This window comes from Bacillus carboniphilus, from assembly GCF_020524035.2.
In the GTDB taxonomy this organism is placed as follows: Bacteria; Bacillota; Bacilli; order Bacillales; family JAIVKR01; genus Bacillus_CC.
In genome coordinates, this window is record NZ_CP129013.1 from 231,828 (window position 1) to 249,869 (window position 18,042).

General features: G+C 35.6%; 18 protein-coding genes, 2 pseudogenes and 1 CRISPR repeat array. Of the genes and pseudogenes, 17 read left to right on the forward strand and 3 right to left on the reverse strand.

The features are described from left to right. Positions 1 to 708 (forward strand): type I-C CRISPR-associated protein Cas5c, encoded by a 708-nt coding sequence (gene cas5c / locus LC087_RS01190; RefSeq protein ID WP_226539290.1) that lies wholly within the window; start codon positions 1 to 3, stop codon positions 706 to 708. A gap of 12 nt (positions 709 to 720) precedes the next feature. Continuing rightward, a complete protein-coding gene (locus tag LC087_RS01195) occupies positions 721 to 1,413 on the forward strand; it encodes a type I-C CRISPR-associated protein Cas8c/Csd1 (RefSeq protein ID WP_226539289.1) in 693 nt (230 codons plus the stop codon). A gap of 44 nt (positions 1,414 to 1,457) precedes the next feature. On the opposite strand, the gene LC087_RS01200 is transcribed toward LC087_RS01195, so the two are convergent. Next, positions 1,458 to 2,642, reverse strand: coding sequence for an IS701 family transposase (locus LC087_RS01200; protein WP_306019828.1), 1,185 nt, complete (start codon positions 2,640 to 2,642; stop codon positions 1,458 to 1,460). 138 nt (positions 2,643 to 2,780) lie between these two features. Here LC087_RS01200 and cas8c point away from each other — a divergent pair. The 13 genes and pseudogenes from cas8c to LC087_RS01265 form a co-directional block, all read left to right on the forward strand. Further along, positions 2,781 to 3,992, forward strand: a pseudogene (cas8c, locus tag LC087_RS01205) (type I-C CRISPR-associated protein Cas8c/Csd1); the annotation flags it as partial. 12 nt (positions 3,993 to 4,004) lie between these two features. Beyond that, complete coding sequence (cas7c, locus tag LC087_RS01210) at positions 4,005 to 4,853, forward strand: type I-C CRISPR-associated protein Cas7/Csd2 (RefSeq protein ID WP_226538688.1); 849 nt, start codon at positions 4,005 to 4,007, stop codon at positions 4,851 to 4,853. Next, on the forward strand, positions 4,834 to 5,499 hold the full coding sequence (gene cas4 / locus LC087_RS01215) for a CRISPR-associated protein Cas4 (RefSeq protein ID WP_226538689.1): 666 nt from the start codon (positions 4,834 to 4,836) through the stop codon (positions 5,497 to 5,499). The genes cas7c and cas4 overlap by 20 nt, the downstream gene beginning before the upstream one ends. Then, a pseudogene (cas1c, locus tag LC087_RS01220) lies at positions 5,496 to 6,528 on the forward strand (type I-C CRISPR-associated endonuclease Cas1c). The gene cas4 and the pseudogene cas1c overlap by 4 nt, the downstream one beginning before the upstream one ends. Before the next feature lie 10 nt (positions 6,529 to 6,538). Beyond that, a complete protein-coding gene (gene cas2 / locus LC087_RS01225) occupies positions 6,539 to 6,829 on the forward strand; it encodes a CRISPR-associated endonuclease Cas2 (RefSeq protein WP_226538691.1) in 291 nt (96 codons plus the stop codon). Positions 6,830 to 6,992: 163 nt separating this feature from the next. Continuing rightward, positions 6,993 to 8,690: direct repeats of the CRISPR family, unit length 32 nt; unit sequence GTCGCACTCTTTATGGGTGCGTGGATTGAAAT. A 124-nt stretch (positions 8,691 to 8,814) separates the two neighbouring features. Continuing rightward, entirely contained in the window at positions 8,815 to 8,994 is a 180-nt protein-coding gene (locus tag LC087_RS01230) for a hypothetical protein (RefSeq protein ID WP_306019829.1), read from the forward strand. After that, positions 8,960 to 9,205 carry a hypothetical protein gene (locus tag LC087_RS01235; RefSeq protein ID WP_306019830.1) on the forward strand — a complete coding sequence of 82 codons (246 nt, stop codon included), beginning with the start codon at positions 8,960 to 8,962 and terminating at the stop codon, positions 9,203 to 9,205. The genes LC087_RS01230 and LC087_RS01235 overlap by 35 nt, the downstream gene beginning before the upstream one ends. Further along, entirely contained in the window at positions 9,147 to 10,139 is a 993-nt protein-coding gene (locus LC087_RS01240) for a DUF2339 domain-containing protein (protein ID WP_306019831.1), read from the forward strand. Before LC087_RS01235 ends, LC087_RS01240 begins: the two co-directional genes overlap by 59 nt. Positions 10,140 to 10,155: 16 nt before the next feature. After that, positions 10,156 to 10,509 (forward strand): DUF2339 domain-containing protein, encoded by a 354-nt coding sequence (locus LC087_RS01245; protein ID WP_306019832.1) that lies wholly within the window; start codon positions 10,156 to 10,158, stop codon positions 10,507 to 10,509. Positions 10,510 to 10,696: 187 nt separating this feature from the next. Beyond that, entirely contained in the window at positions 10,697 to 11,341 is a 645-nt protein-coding gene (locus tag LC087_RS01250; protein WP_226538693.1) for a M48 family metallopeptidase, read from the forward strand. Between the two features lie 105 nt (positions 11,342 to 11,446). Continuing rightward, on the forward strand, positions 11,447 to 12,049 hold the full coding sequence (locus tag LC087_RS01255) for an ankyrin repeat domain-containing protein (RefSeq protein ID WP_226538694.1): 603 nt from the start codon (positions 11,447 to 11,449) through the stop codon (positions 12,047 to 12,049). Positions 12,050 to 12,623: 574 nt separating this feature from the next. Continuing rightward, positions 12,624 to 13,856, forward strand: a complete 1,233-nt coding sequence (locus tag LC087_RS01260; RefSeq protein ID WP_226538695.1) for an NADH:flavin oxidoreductase/NADH oxidase family protein — start codon at positions 12,624 to 12,626, stop codon at positions 13,854 to 13,856. A 147-nt stretch (positions 13,857 to 14,003) separates the two neighbouring features. Continuing rightward, positions 14,004 to 14,330, forward strand: a complete 327-nt coding sequence (locus tag LC087_RS01265; protein WP_226538696.1) for a hypothetical protein — start codon at positions 14,004 to 14,006, stop codon at positions 14,328 to 14,330. 71 nt (positions 14,331 to 14,401) lie between these two features. Here LC087_RS01265 and LC087_RS01270 read toward each other — a convergent pair whose 3' ends face one another. Beyond that, a complete protein-coding gene (locus LC087_RS01270; RefSeq protein ID WP_306019833.1) occupies positions 14,402 to 15,637 on the reverse strand; it encodes a flagellin N-terminal helical domain-containing protein in 1,236 nt (411 codons plus the stop codon). A 450-nt stretch (positions 15,638 to 16,087) separates the two neighbouring features. Further along, on the reverse strand, positions 16,088 to 16,420 hold the full coding sequence (locus LC087_RS01275) for a YhjD family protein (protein ID WP_226538698.1): 333 nt from the start codon (positions 16,418 to 16,420) through the stop codon (positions 16,088 to 16,090). A 198-nt stretch (positions 16,421 to 16,618) separates the two neighbouring features. Here LC087_RS01275 and LC087_RS01280 point away from each other — a divergent pair, with 198 nt between their 5' ends. After that, positions 16,619 to 17,233 carry a TVP38/TMEM64 family protein gene (locus LC087_RS01280; RefSeq protein ID WP_226539051.1) on the forward strand — a complete coding sequence of 205 codons (615 nt, stop codon included), beginning with the start codon at positions 16,619 to 16,621 and terminating at the stop codon, positions 17,231 to 17,233. A 55-nt stretch (positions 17,234 to 17,288) separates the two neighbouring features. Next, positions 17,289 to 17,807 carry a signal peptidase I gene (lepB, locus tag LC087_RS01285; RefSeq protein WP_226538699.1) on the forward strand — a complete coding sequence of 173 codons (519 nt, stop codon included), beginning with the start codon at positions 17,289 to 17,291 and terminating at the stop codon, positions 17,805 to 17,807. Positions 17,808 to 18,042: the final 235 nt, after the last annotated feature.

The window sequence follows — 18,042 nt, forward strand, 5'->3', positions numbered from 1 at the left end:
ATGAGGAATTCAATACAGTTTGAAGTTCACGGTAAATATGCGCTTTTTACCGATCCAGTTACAAAAATAGGAGGTGAAAAGTCCTCTTATATGGTTCCTACTTATCAAGCATTGAAAGGGATCGTTGAATCCATATATTGGAAACCAACCATTGTCTGGATTGTTGATGAAGTGCGTGTATTAAACCCTATCCAAATGGAGTCAAAAGGAATCCGGCCAATTAAGTATTTTAGTGATGAAAATGACTTAGCTTACTATTCCTATTTAAGGGATGTAAAATACGAAATAAGTGCTCATTTTGAATTTAACTATCATCGTGAGGATCTAGCATTTGATCGAAACGAACATAAACATCATAACATAGCTAAAAGAAGTGTGAAAGTCGGAGGAAGGAGAGACGTTTTTTTAGGAACGAGGGAGTGTCAAGGGTATGTAGAACCAATCACACCAGGAACTAAAGGTTTTTATGATGATTATCAAGGTGAGATTCATTTAGGGACTATGGTTCATGGTATCAATTATCCTGATGAGACAGGAAAGGACAAAATGGAAACAAGACTGTGGAACCCAGTAATGAAACAAGGAGTAATAAAGTTTATTCGCCCAGAGGATTGTACCATGGTCCGAGAGATTAAAGAGGCATCTCCAAAGCCTTTTTCTGAAAATGATATTACGTCCGTGGAACAATTATATGAAGAATGGAACTAGGGAGGGAAGGAATTGAGCTGGTTACAAAACCTTTATGAGACATATGAAAATAACTTTGACATGGTAGGAAGGTTTGAAAAAAATTCTGAGGGTGAAGAGTTTACACTACTTCCTTTATATCACACAAATTTAATAGCACATATTGAGATTGTAGTTAATGAACAAGGTGAATTTGTTTGGGCTGATGTTGTTAAGAAAGAAGACTCTTACACTGTTAGCCCATGTACAGAAGATTCTCAAAGCAGGACAAGAAAGGCAACACCACATCCTCTTCATGACGGAATCAAATATGTGGCAGGGGATTTTGTAGATTATGGGGGAGAAGAAAAGTTTAAGGAGGCTAATGAATTATATTTAAACAACTTTAAAGAAATGATCCTACATCCCAACTGCCATCCGAAAATAAAGAGCATATACCAATATATTAAAAAGAAAACAATTATTAAGGATTTATATGAACATGGAAAAATAAAGATAGATGATAATAATCAGTTAATTAAAAAATGGTCAAAAAATGGTGATAAACCTGAATTATATAAAGTAGCTTCTGATATCTCAAAAGCAGTTGTCCGTTTTGATGTTCACCTTGAAGGTGAGATGACTGATAAGGTTTGGAAGGATAAAGATGTGTTCGATTCATATATTGAATACTATTCCTCTCGTTTAGATGGTGAAGATTTATGTTATGTTACTCTAATTGAGTAAAAATCAATACAAAAATTACCAACAAAAATGAAATGACAAGTACCCTAGGCAACTAAAAGCTCTTTTTTAATCTTTTCAAGTTCTTCTCCTTGAGTTGCTTGATCATATACAAACCTAATGATGCTACCAAACTTTTGATTCCTGATTTCATGGAGAGCTTCGCAAAATTTTGTGCCTTTTAAAAGGCTTGCGAAAATATAGGTGAAGTTTAAAATTGTCCAATATCTCAAGATCGCTTTTTCACTGCGAATCTGATATCCATCAAAACCTAACGATCCTTTTATTTGTTTAAAATACGTTTCAATTGACCATCGTTTGGAGTAGTAGTCTAAGATTTTCTTTGTGGATAGCTGTATATCTGTACATAGGAAGCTGCGTACGTTTTTAGGCTCCATTGGTTCGCCTTCTTTGAAGCAAAGCAATACAACACCAAGCTCTAAATCATTCAGTTTTCCTTCGTAACGATAGACTCGATAGGTTTCATCACCAACGGTCACAAGGTCGGTTTCTTCCATTGAAATATCGGGAACAAACTGTTTGATTTGTTTTCGCTCGCCTTTTGGAAAAAAGATGCGATTGCTTCTAAGAGCTCCTATCGTATGAATTCCTTTCCCTAGTCCAGCTTCAATGATACGTTTAGAGGTATACCAACTATCACAAAGGATATAGGTTGATACAGTTCGCTTTACATAAGAGTCAATCATATCAACGGCCATTTGAATTTTACTCTTTTCTTTCGATTGGTTATATAGGGCGAAATCATAGGGATACGCTAAATCCCCGCTTTGCATCATCATTCCAACGACTTGATGTCCGTAAACAGGTTTTCCTTCTTTGTGACAAAAATGGTACTGACAAGATTCAATAGGAGACTGAGCCTGTGACGAAGGTTTGGTCTTTTGTCCGATGGTGTCATCAAAGAGAAGGAATACAGGTTCCTTTTGTTTTCTTGCGTTTTTGTGAATGGTTTGGGCGGTTTTTTGTTTTGTAATTTGATTTAAATAGGTTTCGTCCCAAGCACCTTTATTTAAAAAATAGCTTAATGTTGTACGATGTTTTTTACAAAAGCTTAGCGCATGAATTTGCGATATCTTTCCTGTGAAACCGAAACTCAGCATCCCATCAATCATAGAAACAAGATGGTTCATAGACGGCTTGGAAAAATAAAGTGGTAAACGCCATTCCTCTAAAATATTGTGGATTTTTTCTTGATGTGATAATCTAGTCATTGGACATGAACACTCCTTGGTTAGGGTTATGGTGTTGGAACTTTAATTTTAACCCAAGTTAGTGGTCATGTCTTTTTCTATTTAATTTAATGGAATTTTTTTGATCTGAATTTGCTCATTTAAAGTTATGTTACGGGAAAACAATTACCTAGAGTAGAAAAACACCCGAAAAATATTTATGGAGAAAATGCAAACGCTAAATTAATTTCTTCTAATAAAACGAATGAGTTTATATACAAAGGTCGATTTCTTGAAGCCAACCAGGCAGCTGTTATTAGTTTTGAGTTTTCCCAAAAGGTCCATAACGCTCTCAAGTGGTTAATTGATAAGCAAGGGAAATCAGTTCACGGGCGAATATTTCTCGTATGGGGTAATGATGAGAAGAGTATTCCCAATCCACAAGATGATTTTCTATCATTATTAGAGGAAATGCAGATAGAACGACCAGAAGAAGATGAATCTTATGATCAAACTCATCAAGGCTATGCAAAGAAGTTTTCTCAAGCTTTAGCTGGTTACAAGAAAGATTTATCCTACCATTCAAAAGTTCACATTCTTATTTTAGATGCAGCGACAACTGGAAGGATGGCAGTTGTTTACTATCGAGATTTATTTAGAGAACATTATTTGAATAATATTGAAGATTGGCAGCAGACTTGTAGTTGGATATATAAGGATAATGAAACAAAATCATTTTTCGTAGGTGTACCTTCTTTAGAAGATATTTCAACAGCTGCCTATGGAACACGAGCGAAAAAACAGCTGATAAAGGGGACAGTCGAAAGATTATTCCCTTGTGTCATTGATAGAAGGAAAATCCCCATAGATATTGTTAAGTCTACTTATAATCGTGTTATTACTTTATCTGCAGGTATTAATAAAGAAAACAAAAATGAATGGGAGAAAACATTAAGTATAGCTTGTGCTTTAATCAAGAAAAACAATTCAGAGGAGGGCTATGAAGTGAGTATTGATTCACAGAATACAAACAGAGACTATTTATTTGGTAGACTATTAGCCATTGCTGACAAATTAGAAAGACGTGCTCTATCAGTATCAGGTGACAATCGTTCAAAGGAACGTTCAACAAATGCGATGCGTTATATGAATGCTTTTTCTAAACATCCTGCCAGAACGTGGAGTATTATTCAGACCAATCTTCAGCCTTATCAAAATAAATTAGGTAGGAAAGCAATAGACCTAAACAAACTGATAGATGAGGTAGCTTCTACAATCAATATTGAAGAATTTAACGATAGAAGTTTATCTCCAGTATTTTTGCTAGGTTTTTATAGTCAAAGACATGAGTTATATCAAAAGAAATCAGAAAGTGATCAAATAAAAAACTAGGAGATGATCAATGTGGAAGTATTAAATAATAAAATTGATTTTGCTGTAGTGGTATCTGTCAAAAATGCTAACCCCAACGGGGACCCTCTAAATGGAAATCGTCCAAGACAAAACTATGAAGGTTATGGGGAAATCTCGGACGTTTGTTTAAAAAGAAAGATTCGAAATCGATTACAAGACATGGAGGAGTCCATTTTTGTTCAATCGGATGAAAGGAAAACTGATCAATTTAAAAGTTTAAAAGATCGTGCTGATAGTGTTGAGGAGTTAAAGAAGGCGAAGAAAGGTAAAGATAAAGACATTGAAAAGTTTATGAAAGTTGCTTGTAAACAATGGATAGATGTACGGAGTTTTGGGCAAATCTATAATTTTGAAAAAGGACAATCAGTTGGTATCCGTGGACCTGTATCAATTCATTCTGCTTATAGTATTCATCCAATTGACATAACTTCTATGCAAATTACAAAAAGTGTTAATAATGAAGCTTCTGAAAACAAGGATTCTTCTACATTTGGTGAAAAACACCGTGTAGACTTTGGAGTTTATGTTTTTTATGGAAGTGTTAATACTCAGCTAGCAGAGAAAACGGATTTTACTAGAAGAGATGCAGACAAGATAAAGGAGTCTCTTCAAACTTTGTTTGAGAACGATAGTTCATCCGCACGTCCAGATGGGAGCATGGAGGTTCACAAGCTTTATTGGTGGGAACATAATTCTAAATTTGGACAATATTCATCAGCAAAAGTTCACCGCTCTCTTAAATGGGAATTGAAAAGAGAGCAGCCAAAATCAATAGAAGATGTTTATTTTTATATTGATGACTTAGAAGGATTAAAAGTAGATGAGTACGAAGGGAATTGATGAAGAACAATTTCTGTTACTCTCTGGTATTCAACATTTCGAATTTTGCAAGAGGCAGTGGGCACTAATTCATATCGAACAGCAATGGGAAGAAAATGTGAGGACAGTGGAAGGGAAGCACGTCCATGAACGTGCTGATCAACCCTTTCTTAAAGAAAAGAGAAAGAATAAATTAGTGATAAGGGCACTTCCTATTAAATCAAGAGAACTTGGCGTATCAGGTGTTTGTGATGTTGTCGAATTTATTGAGAATGAGAATGGAGTTTCAATCCAAGGTTCAAAAGAACATTATCAACCTGTACCTGTTGAATATAAAAGAGGAAAAGTCAAAAAAAGTGATATCGATATCCTTCAATTAGTAACTCAAGCCATGTGTCTAGAAGAAATGCTCGTTTGCAATGTTCCAAAAGGATACTTATATTATCATGAAATTAAGAGAAGGAAAGAAGTTGAAATATCTGAAGGCTTGAAGGGGAGAGTCAAGGATGTTTTCCAAGAAATGCATAAATATTATGAAGCTAGGTATACACCTAAAGTAAAGACTGGACCCTTTTGTAAAAATTGTTCTTTGCAACATATTTGTCTTCCTAAACTCATGAATAAAGAATCTGTCAATCAATATATAGAAAGGAACATGAACGAATGAAGAAATTATTAAATACTTTGTTCGTTACAAAACCAGAAGTTTATTTATCATTAAGTGGAGAAAATGTTGTGGTAGTTAAAGATGACGAAAAATTAGCCCGTTTTCCTCTTCATAACTTAGAATCTATCTATGCATTTGGCTATACAGGAGCAAGCCCTGCTTTAATGGGGAAATGTGCAAAAGACAACATTCCAATTGTCTTTTTAAGCAAAAATGGAAAGTTTTTAGCGAGAGTTGTAGGGGAAAGTAGAGGGAATGTAGTATTAAGAAAAAAACAATACAGAGTATCTGATAATGAAGAACTTTCTGTGGCAATTGCAAAAAATTTCATATTGGGGAAAGTATTTAACTGTAAATGGGTAATTGAAAGAGTAAAACGAGATCATCCTTTACGTGTAGATGTTGAAGAATTTAAAGAGATATCCCAGTCGTTAACAAAATTATTGAAATTCATTCGGAATACAGAGGACTTAGAGACGTTACGGGGATATGAAGGACAAGCAGCTATCCTTTACAACAAAGTATTTGATCAAATGATTATGCAACAAAAAGAGGATTTTTTCTTTCATCAAAGAAATCGAAGACCTCCATTGGATAATGTCAATGCTATGCTTTCTTTTGCCTATACTCTACTTGCTAATGATGCTGCTTCAGCATTAGAAGCAGTTGGTCTAGATTCATATGTAGGATTCATGCATCAAGATAGACCAGGAAGACCGTCATTAGCACTGGATTTAATGGAGGAGTTAAGGAGTGTTTTTTGCGGATCGATTCGTACTTTCTCTTATTAATAAAAGGATAATAGATAGTAAGGGTTTTATTCAGAAAGAGAGTGGAGCAGTCATCATGGAAGATGATGCTCGGAAAAAGTTTCTCCAAGTATGGCAGGAAAAGAAACAAGAAAAGATTACCCATCCATTTTTAGAAGAGAAGATTTCTTGGGGACTCGTGCTCCATGCTCAAGCACTGCTTTTAGCAAGACATTTAAGAGGAGATATAGAAGAGTACCCACCATTTTTGTGGAAGTAGGTGGAAGGTGTTGTTAGTGTTAATAACTTATGATGTAAGTACAACAGATGCTAAGGGTAGAAAACGGTTGAGAAAAGTAGCTAAGCTATGTCAAGATCATGGACAAAGAGTTCAAAACTCCGTTTTTGAATGTGTTCTTAATAGTGCCGAGTTTGCAGAATTAAAACATAATTTGGAGAAGACGATTGATAAGTCAGAAGATAGTTTGCGTTTTTATCGATTAGGAAATAATTACAAGTCAAAGATTGACCATATAGGCGCAAAGGAGTCGTTTTTTATAGAAGATCCACTAATTCTATAGCTAAGTGCGAGTGTATAGTGATCATAAAATCGTAGGTTGTTTCGCACGGTCTCTACAGGATTTGTTACAAGAATTGTTATTATATTTAATGAATTTGTAATATAATAGTAATAGAAAGAGTGATAATTGTGGTGAAAGCACTACTTTATAGCACTTTTTCGCTGTCGCACTCTTTATGGGTGCGTGGATTGAAATAGTACACAGGCGATTATGATTATCTAACAATGCCAGTCGCACTCTTTATGGGTGCGTGGATTGAAATAAAAGTTTGGAATGTCATGCTATCAAACATGAATTGTCGCACTCTTTATGGGTGCGTGGATTGAAATATACGATACACTGTAATCCCCAACATCTTCGTAGTGACGTCGCACTCTTTATGGGTGCGTGGATTGAAATAAGAAAACGCGACGATCTCGCAGAAAGTATTAGGTCGCACTCTTTATGGGTGCGTGGATTGAAATTCCCGTTTTAGGGGTTCTCAACAAAAATGACGTTGGTCGCACTCTTTATGGGTGCGTGGATTGAAATTTTAGCAGTTTCTCCGTCCGATCCATTAACAGCGTCGCACTCTTTATGGGTGCGTGGATTGAAATAAGACAAATCACTTTATATTGGGGTTTTGCAATGGGGTCGCACTCTTTATGGGTGCGTGGATTGAAATTTTATCAATACTAGTAGATCCTGTTCCTGGTGCTTGTCGCACTCTTTATGGGTGCGTGGATTGAAATTCGTATCTCTTCATCTTTTCATCCATCACCTTTGTCGCACTCTTTATGGGTGCGTGGATTGAAATCCCACAGACAACGAGACAAATCAAAGACACCTAGGTCGCACTCTTTATGGGTGCGTGGATTGAAATGTAAAGGTGATACGTTTTGGGACCTGTCAAAAGAGTCGCACTCTTTATGGGTGCGTGGATTGAAATAGTAGGGTCAAAGTTTAATATTAAAGTCGTTAACAGGTCGCACTCTTTATGGGTGCGTGGATTGAAATATGGATTCCACCATTGATATTAAAAAGCTTCGTGAGTCGCACTCTTTATGGGTGCGTGGATTGAAATAACGCTCCAATGGAATTAAGAGAAGAGATCACGGTCGCACTCTTTATGGGTGCGTGGATTGAAATGCTCTGGGGCATCGCAAAAGATCACAACACATCTGTCGCACTCTTTATGGGTGCGTGGATTGAAATTATGATATCAAGCTGTTAGAAAAGATGTTTAAGGGTCGCACTCTTTATGGGTGCGTGGATTGAAATTAGAAGTAGAGTAGGTGTTTATAATGGAAGCCGAAGTCGCACTCTTTATGGGTGCGTGGATTGAAATTGTTACCAAAGATATTATTGCCGACCTTGCCATTGTCGCACTCTTTATGGGTGCGTGGATTGAAATGCATATGACAAATTGTAAAATCATGTCCAACATGGTCGCACTCTTTATGGGTGCGTGGATTGAAATATATAATGGCGCATTACGTGTTTAAAGAATCCTGCACGTCGCACTCTTTATGGGTGCGTGGATTGAAATAAAACTAAAGAGCGTCACTTGTTACAAGCGAAAATGTCGCACTCTTTATGGGTGCGTGGATTGAAATAAAAGTTAAATGATGAGTTGATCCTACAACTTAGAGTCGCACTCTTTATGGGTGCGTGGATTGAAATAACAAATCTAACATCATTTTTCATTTCACACTCCTGTCGCACTCTTTATGGGTGCGTGGATTGAAATTAATCGTGTTGACTGACAATAAAGATGTTTAATTAGTCGCACTCTTTATGGGTGCGTGGATTGAAAATTACTGGCAAGTTTCATCATTTTCAGTAGTAACGTCGCACTCTTTATGAGTGCGTGGATTGAAATAACCTCCATAAATAATATCCAAAATTTCTCTAGTAGATATTATCATTTTAACCTAAAATTCATTTCTACAAATAAACATTTTTAGTTATATGTTAGTATATACCTAGAGATGAGGTGATAAAAAGTGAATAGAAAAATAGACGATCTTAAAGAACGAATTAGTAAGTTGGAAAATGAACTTTCCGAAGTTAAACAAGAACTGAATTACATAAACGAAGGTAATGCAATTGAAGATCAAGCCACAAAAGCAATGCAACAAGAAAAGAGGAGTGACTCAAAAACAAACAATTCAGGTTCCTTCTGAAAATCAAATTAAATCAAAGGATGGAAAGCAATCACAACCTAACATGGATCAAATTGTTGCAAAGTGGTTACCACGAGTATTTATTTTTGTATTTATTTTAGGAATTATATGGGCATTTATAGCTGCAGCAGAAAGAGGCTGGATTAATCCGATTGTTAGGGTCTTTTTTTGGGTTTGCTTTATCTGGTGTACTCTACTGGTTAGGTCATAAACAGTACTCACGTGCTAAGGATGCGTTAGGAATTGTTTTGCTAGGTGGGAGTATTATTGTCTATGTAGCGTCTATTTTTGCAGGTAATATTTTATATGGTTTTATTCCATATTCAATTACGGTCATTCTTTTGATTTTTGCAATGGTTGCGGGCGTATGGATGTCGAGAAAGTATCAATCTGAAAGCTTGCTGGCCATTATCGGTGTTGGGGCATACTTATATCCGTTTATATTTGCAGGAGACAAAGGGAATGAATATATCTTTTATCTGTATGAGACGGTTGTATTTACAGGGTTAATTTTGGAATCAGTTAGAAAGCAATTTAAAATTACCTGGAACATCGCTAATTATGCTTACGTTTTTGCGTTAATGTTTTTTGCTATCTTTGGGAGTGGTGAGAATTCAATTCTTACGGTTTTGACTTTAGTAGTCCAGCAAGTGATCATTATTGCTCTTACTTTTAGAAAAAACAACACAGTAGTTAATAAAGAAATGTATATTCCTGCTATATCTACTGGAGCTTTCTTATTATATGTGATTGGTCAAGATGTTTTTAATACGCAGACCTCTATGTTGTATATTTTTTATGGATTAATGGCTCTATCTTATGTTTTACTTAGCGTTATAAAAAACAACAAACACCAAGAATTAAAAAACATTTTCTTCGTATTCTCAATGTTTTACCTATTTTTATTGTTAGAAGATGTATTTTTTGAAAAAAATGTTAAATTGATAGTATTTACTTTACAATCGATGGTTGTATATTATGTATCACAAAAAAGAAACAGTATCATTGGAACTGTGGCAAGTTTGATTATTCTTATTCCCGTAATCGTTGAACTATTTAATATTCCAGGAAACGCTTTAACATTTGTATCGATAACTACTTGGTTGTTAGTTGTATCATATTTTTTTTCTCATTTATATTTTTAAAGAGCAATCATCTGTTATGAAACAGAATTCTATTGAGCATGTCTTTCCTTATCCCATATCGCTATTAATTTTAGTGTTTTTTACAAAGATTTCTCAATTAACTACAGGAACTTTTGACCCAATGTTTTCTAGTACTGGTGTATCTATTGCTTGGATGATCTTTGTGTTGGTCATATATGGAGCTTATAGTTATTTCAAAGATAAACATTGGAATTATATTGGACTCTCATTTTTAATCATTACGTTAAGCAAAATTACCTTATTTGATTTATATATGGTTGATATTGTTTGGAGAGCAATTTTGTTTATTGCACTTGGGGTCATTGGTTTATTGATTTCGAGGATCTTTTATAAAAATACAAGCGGCTAAAAAAATGTGTTTTATTAAATAAAATTTTAAAATAAATCTAGCATTTTCCTGAAAATTGATTATACTTATAGAGGCTGTTTAAAAGTCTGCAGATTTAAGATGCTATTATTCCTATATTTTTCGCCTTTTAGGTCTTGGGTCTTTTAAGCACCTACATTGATGACAACTAAGAAAGGAAGAAACAAGAATGCTAGATAAAAAGTTAATTCATCAAAAAGAGGATGCTTATTTTATATTAAGCGTTATTTTTTCTGTTATGGCCTATATAGGGATAGCTTTCACTATTATTGGTATTCCTATTTTGTTAGCTGTAGTGGCAATCCTCTTTTTTATGCAAGGTGTATTTATCGGTCAAATTAGAGGAAATGGTGTTAAATTGAGTCATAAGCAGTTTCCAGATTTTTATAAAAAACTCGAAAAACTAAGTCAAGATATGGAGCTTAAAAAAACGCCAGATGTTTATGTAGTCGAATCATCCGGGATGTTGAATGCTTTTGCAACTAGGTTTTTTGGACGTAATATGGTTATCTTATATTCAGAAATATTCGAGCTTTTAAAAGAAGGGCACGAGGAAGAATTAACGTTCGTATTGGCTCACGAATTAGCCCATATTAAACGCAATCATATGTTGAAAAGCTTATTACTATTGCCTTCTAGCTTCATGCCATTCTTAACAGAAGCTTATTCAAGAGGCTGTGAATATACGTGTGATCGTATGGCTGCAAAGTATATCGAGAGTCCAAATGCAGCTGCGAATGCTTTAACCGTTTTAGCCATTGGGAAAGATTTGTTTACTCATGTGGACAGAGACGATTACATTAATCAATTATAAGAAGAAAAGAGTTTTTTCATTTGGTTAAGTGAAAAGCTATCGACTCATCCAGTCCTGCCGAAACGAATAGCTGAAATTGAGTCCTTCTTCGGACAACGAGAACAGGTGAAGTTTGAAGTTCCTGCGGGCAAGATTGTTCTAGGCTTGTTTTTAACAACAGTATTATATGTAGGATTAATTGTTGGATTCATATTTAGTAGTGAGATGTTTAATGATTTTTTTGATGAAACGACGCAGTTAGAAGACGCTTTTTACGATGATGATTTTGAAAAAACAAAAGATTTGTTAATGGAAGGCGAAGATCCTTCGAAAATATTATTTTATGGGCAGACCATTATTCACAAGGCCATAGCTAAAGATAAAAAGAATTATTATAACGAGTATATGGAATATATAGAAGATCCTAATATTGTGAATGATTCTGATGAGTCGTTACTCACTTATGCATGTATGCATGCAAGTATTGATATAATAGAGGACTTAGTTAATAGAGGAGCAAATATTAATTACTCAGATGATTGGGGATATACTCCATTACTAAATGCTATTGCGAGCGAAAGAGAAGTAGAAATCATTCAATTTTTATTAGAAAACGGTGCCAATCCAAATTTTACTCAAGAAGATGGTTTAACTGCATTACAGTTAGCTGAAGAAAATGGATATGATGATATTGTCGAAGCAATAAAATCTCATATGGATCAGGAATAAGGCTGTGGAACTATCCTTCACAGCTTTTTTCTCAGAGTAAGTAAGTATAAAAATCTGTCCTTATTTAGACGGTGCTTCAATTTTTGTCTAGCTCCAGCGCCCAGCGGCGGGTAGCGCTTTCGACGCACAGGAGGTGCTAGCATCATCGTTGCCCACAGGACGTGCGATGAACAGGAAGTTTTAGCATCAACGTTAGCCACAGGACGTGGCTGAACTTAGTTGATGATCCTTTGTGTAGTTGATGTTCCATTCTCTACGATAAGTCAACGGAGACGCCTCAAGGAGGGAGGTGGATCTACGTTTTCCACAGGACGTGGCGGTAGTTAGTAGATCCTCTACTTTCTGGCTTTTCGTGTTTCCTTTATCTCATGCGGCGATGCCCAGGACGGGCTAGCGTCAACGTTAGTCACAGGATATGACTGTTCTTAGTTGACGTTCCTTTCCTTTGCGTTGCTATACGGTCGCTTGCGCTTTTCTTAATAGTACGAAATGTTTGAAAGGGAGGATTGTATCAATATATAATATACAATATGTTTAAATGTTTAAACGTAAAAACATTAAAGGGTGTGATAACTTGAGTTCAAAAGAGGCTTTGTTTAGTCCTTTATCCTTACCTTGTGGAGCAACGATTAAAAATCGTTTTTTTAAAGCGGCGATGAGTGAATCTTTAGCAAATTCTAATTATGCACCTTCTGACATGCACACGACTCTTTATAAAAGATGGGCAGAAGGTGGGGCAGGTTTAATTCTTACTGGGAACGTTATGATTGATCCATCTGCTTTAGGAGAACCGAGAAACGTAGTTGTTGAAGATGAGAAAAATTTTGAAATGCTCAAAAAATGGGCTGTAGCAGGAAGAAAGGACGGGGCGCACATTTGGATGCAAATTAACCATCCAGGAAAGCAAACACCGAAATTCTTAACAAAGGAACCTGTCGCGCCAAGCAACGTACCTTTGAAAGGTGATGTGGAAAAATTTTTTGCTCCTCCTAGAGAGCTATTATCAAAAGAGATTAAAGAGATAATAGGAAGGTTTGCAGAAACAGCCAGAATAGCCAAGAAAGCTGGATTTACAGGTGTAGAAATACATGCAGCACACGGTTATTTAATTAATCAATTTTTATCCCCATACCATAATAAGCGACATGATGAGTGGGGAGGAAGTTTACAAAACAGGATGCGTTTTCTTGTTGATGTGTATAAGGAAATGAGAAAACAAGTAGGTGAGACGTTTCCAATAGGGGTAAAGTTAAATTCAGCAGATTTCCAAAAGGGCGGCTTTACTCAACATGAATCGTTAGAAGTGATCAAGAAATTAGATGAATTAGGTGTGGATCTCCTTGAAATATCCGGTGGCAATTATGAAAATCAAAATATGATTGATTTGCAAAAAGAGAGTACAAGAAAAAGAGAAGCCTATTTTATTGAATTTGCAGAAAAGGTGAAAGAACAAGTGGATATTCCTTTAGTGGTAACCGGTGGGTTTAAAACAGAAGAGGGTATGGCAGAAGCGTTATCAAGTGGAGCAGCAAATATGATTGGGATTGCAAGACAGATGGTCATTCAACCAGATTTACCTAATCAAATAAAGCAAGATCGATTCAAACCGTATTATTTGGATAAAGTGAAAACTCCATTGAAGATCTTTGATCAATCAGGGTTTAGTGAGTTATATTGGTATGAATATCAGATGAAAAGACTTGGTATGGGAAAAGAGCCTAAGCTCAAGCTAAGTGGCACAAGACTTTTGACTAGTACGTTGCTAAGTCAAGGACTACACACGTTTAAAAAGAGAAGAAGTAGTTAGAAACTATCGAATTCAGAAGAGAAAGAATGAACCATTGAATAGTTTATATAGGAAGAGAGATAGAGAAGTATGATTTGACCTTGAATGAGGTCTTTTTTTGTTCTGTGAAAAATATACTTCAATAAAACATAAAAAGGAGTGTAAAACATGACCTATCGCAATCCTATCAATATCGCATACAACTTTAAAAAGTTATTTTTAAGTGAAAATAATCCAGAATCCGTTCTTTTTAAATCTCTAGACTCCTCCCAACCTGTATCAATTTACGTAGAGTCTCTGACGGAAGATTGTGAGATTGATATTGAGATTAAAGGGAAAGAACGCCTGTTTTCAACGACACTTGTTGGATTGGATGCGACTGTTTTAGCCGGAAATCAAGTTTGCACAATTATTGCGAGATGTGTAAGTTGTCCGAATGAATGTGAATTAGAATATGGGCTGTCTATAGGAGACCCGAATACAAGAATTGAGTAGGATAAAGTATAAAAAAGCTGGTTCTCTTTAGAGAGCCAGCTTTTTGAAATTCAATCAGTCGTTTACTTCTATTATTGAAGTAATTGTAGTACGCCTTGTGGCATTTGGTTCGCTTGAGCAAGCATTGCTTGAGAAGCTTGAGCAAGGATTGAGTTTTTCGTTTGCTCCATCATTTCTTTTGCCATGTCTACGTCACGAATACGAGACTCAGCAGCTGTTAAGTTTTCGCTAGACGTATCAAGGTTCGTGATTGTATGTTCTAAACGGTTTTGTGTAGCACCTAACTTAGATCGCTCAGCTGATACTGAGTTAATTGCATTGTTAATTACAGTGATTGCATTAGAAGCATTTTCAGCTGTACTTACGTCAAGAGCTGCCTCGTTAGTAGTACTATTAGTTCCATCAGTAACTGTGTTAGTACCTGTGAAGCTAGCAGTTCCAGCAGTTCCAGTTAATCCTAAAGCTGCAGCTCTCATATCAGAAATTTCTAATGTTAAGCTTTGGTTTTGATTAGCCCCAATTTGGAATTGGAGGCCAGCACCAGCACCAGCGCCTCCTGTAATTACTCCAGAAACTGCATCAGTTGTAGTTCCATCATTAGCTGTACCACCTACTGTAACAGTTTCAGTAAATCCGTCTGTAGCTAATGCTTTATTTATTTCTGTTTCTAAAGCTGCAGCAGTTACTTTTGTACCACCAGCATCAGTAAAATCACCATCAATAGTTATTGTTTTAGCGTCTGTGTCAATTGTTGCTGCAGGTGTAGTCGCATCAGCTACTTTACCTGTTACAATAGTATATCCTTCAAGACCTGCACCTTCAGAAAAGTCAAATGTAAGTCCACCAACTGAAACTTGACCCGCACTTGTTCCAGAAAAACCATCTTCTTTTTCACCATTCAACAACTTTTGAGTATTAAACTCTGTCGTATTACCAATACGGTTAATCTCAGATGTTAGTTCGTTAATTTCTTTTTGAATTTCGTCACGGTCGTTAGTTGTATATGTGTCGTTTGATGCTTGTGTAGCAAGCTCGCGCATCCGTTGTAAGATTTCAGTTGTTTCGCTTAATGCACCTTCAGCCGTTTGGATTAACGAAATACCGTCTTGAGCGTTACGAGAAGCTTGGTCTAATCCGCGGATTTGTCCACGCATTTTTTCAGAAATAGCAAGACCTGTTGCGTCATCGCCAGCGCGGTTAATACGTAATCCAGAAGAAAGCTTTTCCATTGATTTTCCTTGTGCTTCATTTGCACCAGACAATTGTCTGTATGTGTTTAGTGCTGCTATGTTGTGGTTAATTCTCATTTTCTTTTCCCTCCATGAGTAAGATTTCAGTGTTTGTACATAAAATAAGCAAACACTTAAATATTATAGGCACATCCGTTTGCCTAATAGAAATACGTCAAATAGACGCTCAAAACTTATATCGGTTAAAATATAAAAAGTTTAATAGGAAATGAGATTTTTTATCGTTTGTCTTTTCATTTTCGTCGTGCAAACCGCTTATAAATAAACGAGATTATAGCAGTAACCATACAGCAGCAAGTGAAATATAAAAGGGAACAGAAAAGGCTTGATGCAAGGAGTTTAATAGATAGTTAAAGGTGTATAATTCTGGGGTATTTCTATTTTAGTTGTCATGAAAAAAAGTTTCTGTAATAAGGTTGATCCTGATAGCGAAAAGAGTAAAGTATCCCTACATCAAAATACTAAAAATTTTAGATAAAAAACCGATAATAAAAAAGTGGATGCCTCTTATTTTTGAAGATACTTTCTCATTATTAGGGCGACTTCCTCACGAATGGTTTGATGATTGAGCGAAAATTGTTTTTCGCTTTGGCGGTTATAGCATTTATATAAGGTAAAAGATTTCTCTCTCTTTTTTTGGACAACCTTGATTCCTTGCCTAGAAAGCTTTTTATTAACTTTTTGTAAATCTTGTTGACAACTTTCTATGGCTTGATTAATGATCATTACATACGTTTCTTTTAAAGGAAGGTTACTAAGTTGAAGAATTTCACGGTCTTGGTGAAAGACTTTTACAGCCATAGATAAAAAAAGATAGTTTTTCACACTTTCACTATCCATGACATACTCCCCCCCTTAAAGAACGTTTGTTCTGTTTTAATCATAATTTAAATAAAGGTTACAATCAACCATAAAAATAGCTTTAGTTTCAAGTTTGTCCGAAAAAGGTTAAAATAAAAGGAACAATATATGATTGATAAGATTAGTAATAGTGATTATTTACATAACTATGTGCCTTTATTAAAAAGGGGAATAGCCATGGACATCAATTCAATTTTTGACTTTATTACGATAGAAAATATTGAAAAAATTCTCCAAGAATATCGGGCTCTGGGGCCCTTGGCTGGAATTTTAATTACAATGCTAGAAGCTTTCTTGCCTATTTTGCCGCTTTTTTTGTTTATTGTAGCTAACGTCAACTCATTTGGGCTATGGGGTGGGTTTCTAGTTTCATGGTTAGGGGGATGTATAGGAGCGATTATTGTTTTTTTACTCGTCCGTAAATTTGGACAAGAGCGTTTTTTTCAATTTATACAAAAACATCGATCCATTAAGAAAATGATGAATTGGGTGGAACAGCATGGATTTGGCCCATTGTTTATTATGTTATGCTTTCCTTTTACTCCTGCGGCAGCCGTTAATATAGTAGCGGGCTTATCAAAAATCAGTATATGGCAGTTTATGTTAGCCGTATGTTCAGGTAAACTTGTTATGTTTTTTATGGTGAGCTTTATTGGGTATGATTTTTTTTCTCTAATTGAAAACCCTATAAAAACAGTTATTGCTGTAGTGGCAATTATTTTACTTTGGTTGATTGGAAAGCAAATTGAGCGACGGTTAAATCAATCACTTTCAGTTAATAAAGGAGAATAACAATAAACCTACAAACGGCCGATTATAAAGCATCTAAGAAGAGGAGGCGAAAACAATGTCACGAAAATTTTATATCATCTTGTTCGTAACTGTTAGTGTCATTTTGTTTGTTTTTCTCATACAATCCTCTTACGCTCAATATGAAGTAGAAGGAATTTCGATGGAGCCTACTGTTCATCAAGGTCATTATGTAGTTACAAACCAATGGGCTTATTTATTGACCGATATTGAAAGGTTTGACATTGTTGTCTTTTCCCCTTCAGATAATGAAGAAGAAGTGTTAGTGAAACGAGTGGTTGCCTTACCAGGGGAGAAATTAAAATATGAAGATGATCAGTTGTATATCAATGGTGAGCCTGTAGATGAGCCCTTTTTGAAAGCGAATCAGAAAAAACAGCCGTTCGGCCTACTAACTGGAGATTTCGAGTTACAGCAGTTAGAGAATACTTATGGAATGGAAGAGATTCCTGAAGGGTACGTTTTTGTCATGGGGGATAACCGCCTATATAGCCGAGATAGTCGTCATTTTGGGTTAATTGAGATAGATGAGATTATTGGTAAGGTCAAGCCATAAAAAGTTGTCTAATCAGTCGTTTCTTTCGGCTTAAGGACAGCTTTTTATTTTTGAGAGTGGGAAAGATCTAAAAGTCGAAAATATCTATAAGAAAAAGAGATTTTTAACCTATAAAAACGACTTTTGCAAAAAAACACCACCTATAAGAACTTTTCGTGTTGACGATATTAGTATAAAATAGAACTAATGTTTGTTAGTGGTGTGCAAAAAGTACCTGAAAACGAGAGGGGGAGAA

Bases quoted from the DNA above. Each gene is read 5' to 3' on its own strand.
- cas5c (WP_226539290.1), top strand. From the start codon at position 1: ATGAGGAATTCAATACAGTTTGAAGTTCACGGTAAATATGCGCTTTTT.
- LC087_RS01200 (WP_306019828.1), bottom strand. From the start codon at position 2,642: ATGACTAGATTATCACATCAAGAAAAAATCCACAATATTTTAGAGGAA.
- cas4 (WP_226538689.1), top strand. From the start codon at position 4,834: ATGAGTACGAAGGGAATTGATGAAGAACAATTTCTGTTACTCTCTGGT.
- LC087_RS01245 (WP_306019832.1), top strand. From the start codon at position 10,156: ATGAAACAGAATTCTATTGAGCATGTCTTTCCTTATCCCATATCGCTA.
- LC087_RS01250 (WP_226538693.1), top strand. From the start codon at position 10,697: ATGCTAGATAAAAAGTTAATTCATCAAAAAGAGGATGCTTATTTTATA.
- LC087_RS01265 (WP_226538696.1), top strand. From the start codon at position 14,004: ATGACCTATCGCAATCCTATCAATATCGCATACAACTTTAAAAAGTTA.
- LC087_RS01270 (WP_306019833.1), bottom strand. From the start codon at position 15,637: ATGAGAATTAACCACAACATAGCAGCACTAAACACATACAGACAATTG.
- LC087_RS01275 (WP_226538698.1), bottom strand. From the start codon at position 16,420: ATGGATAGTGAAAGTGTGAAAAACTATCTTTTTTTATCTATGGCTGTA.
- LC087_RS01280 (WP_226539051.1), top strand. From the start codon at position 16,619: ATGGACATCAATTCAATTTTTGACTTTATTACGATAGAAAATATTGAA.
- lepB (WP_226538699.1), top strand. From the start codon at position 17,289: ATGTCACGAAAATTTTATATCATCTTGTTCGTAACTGTTAGTGTCATT.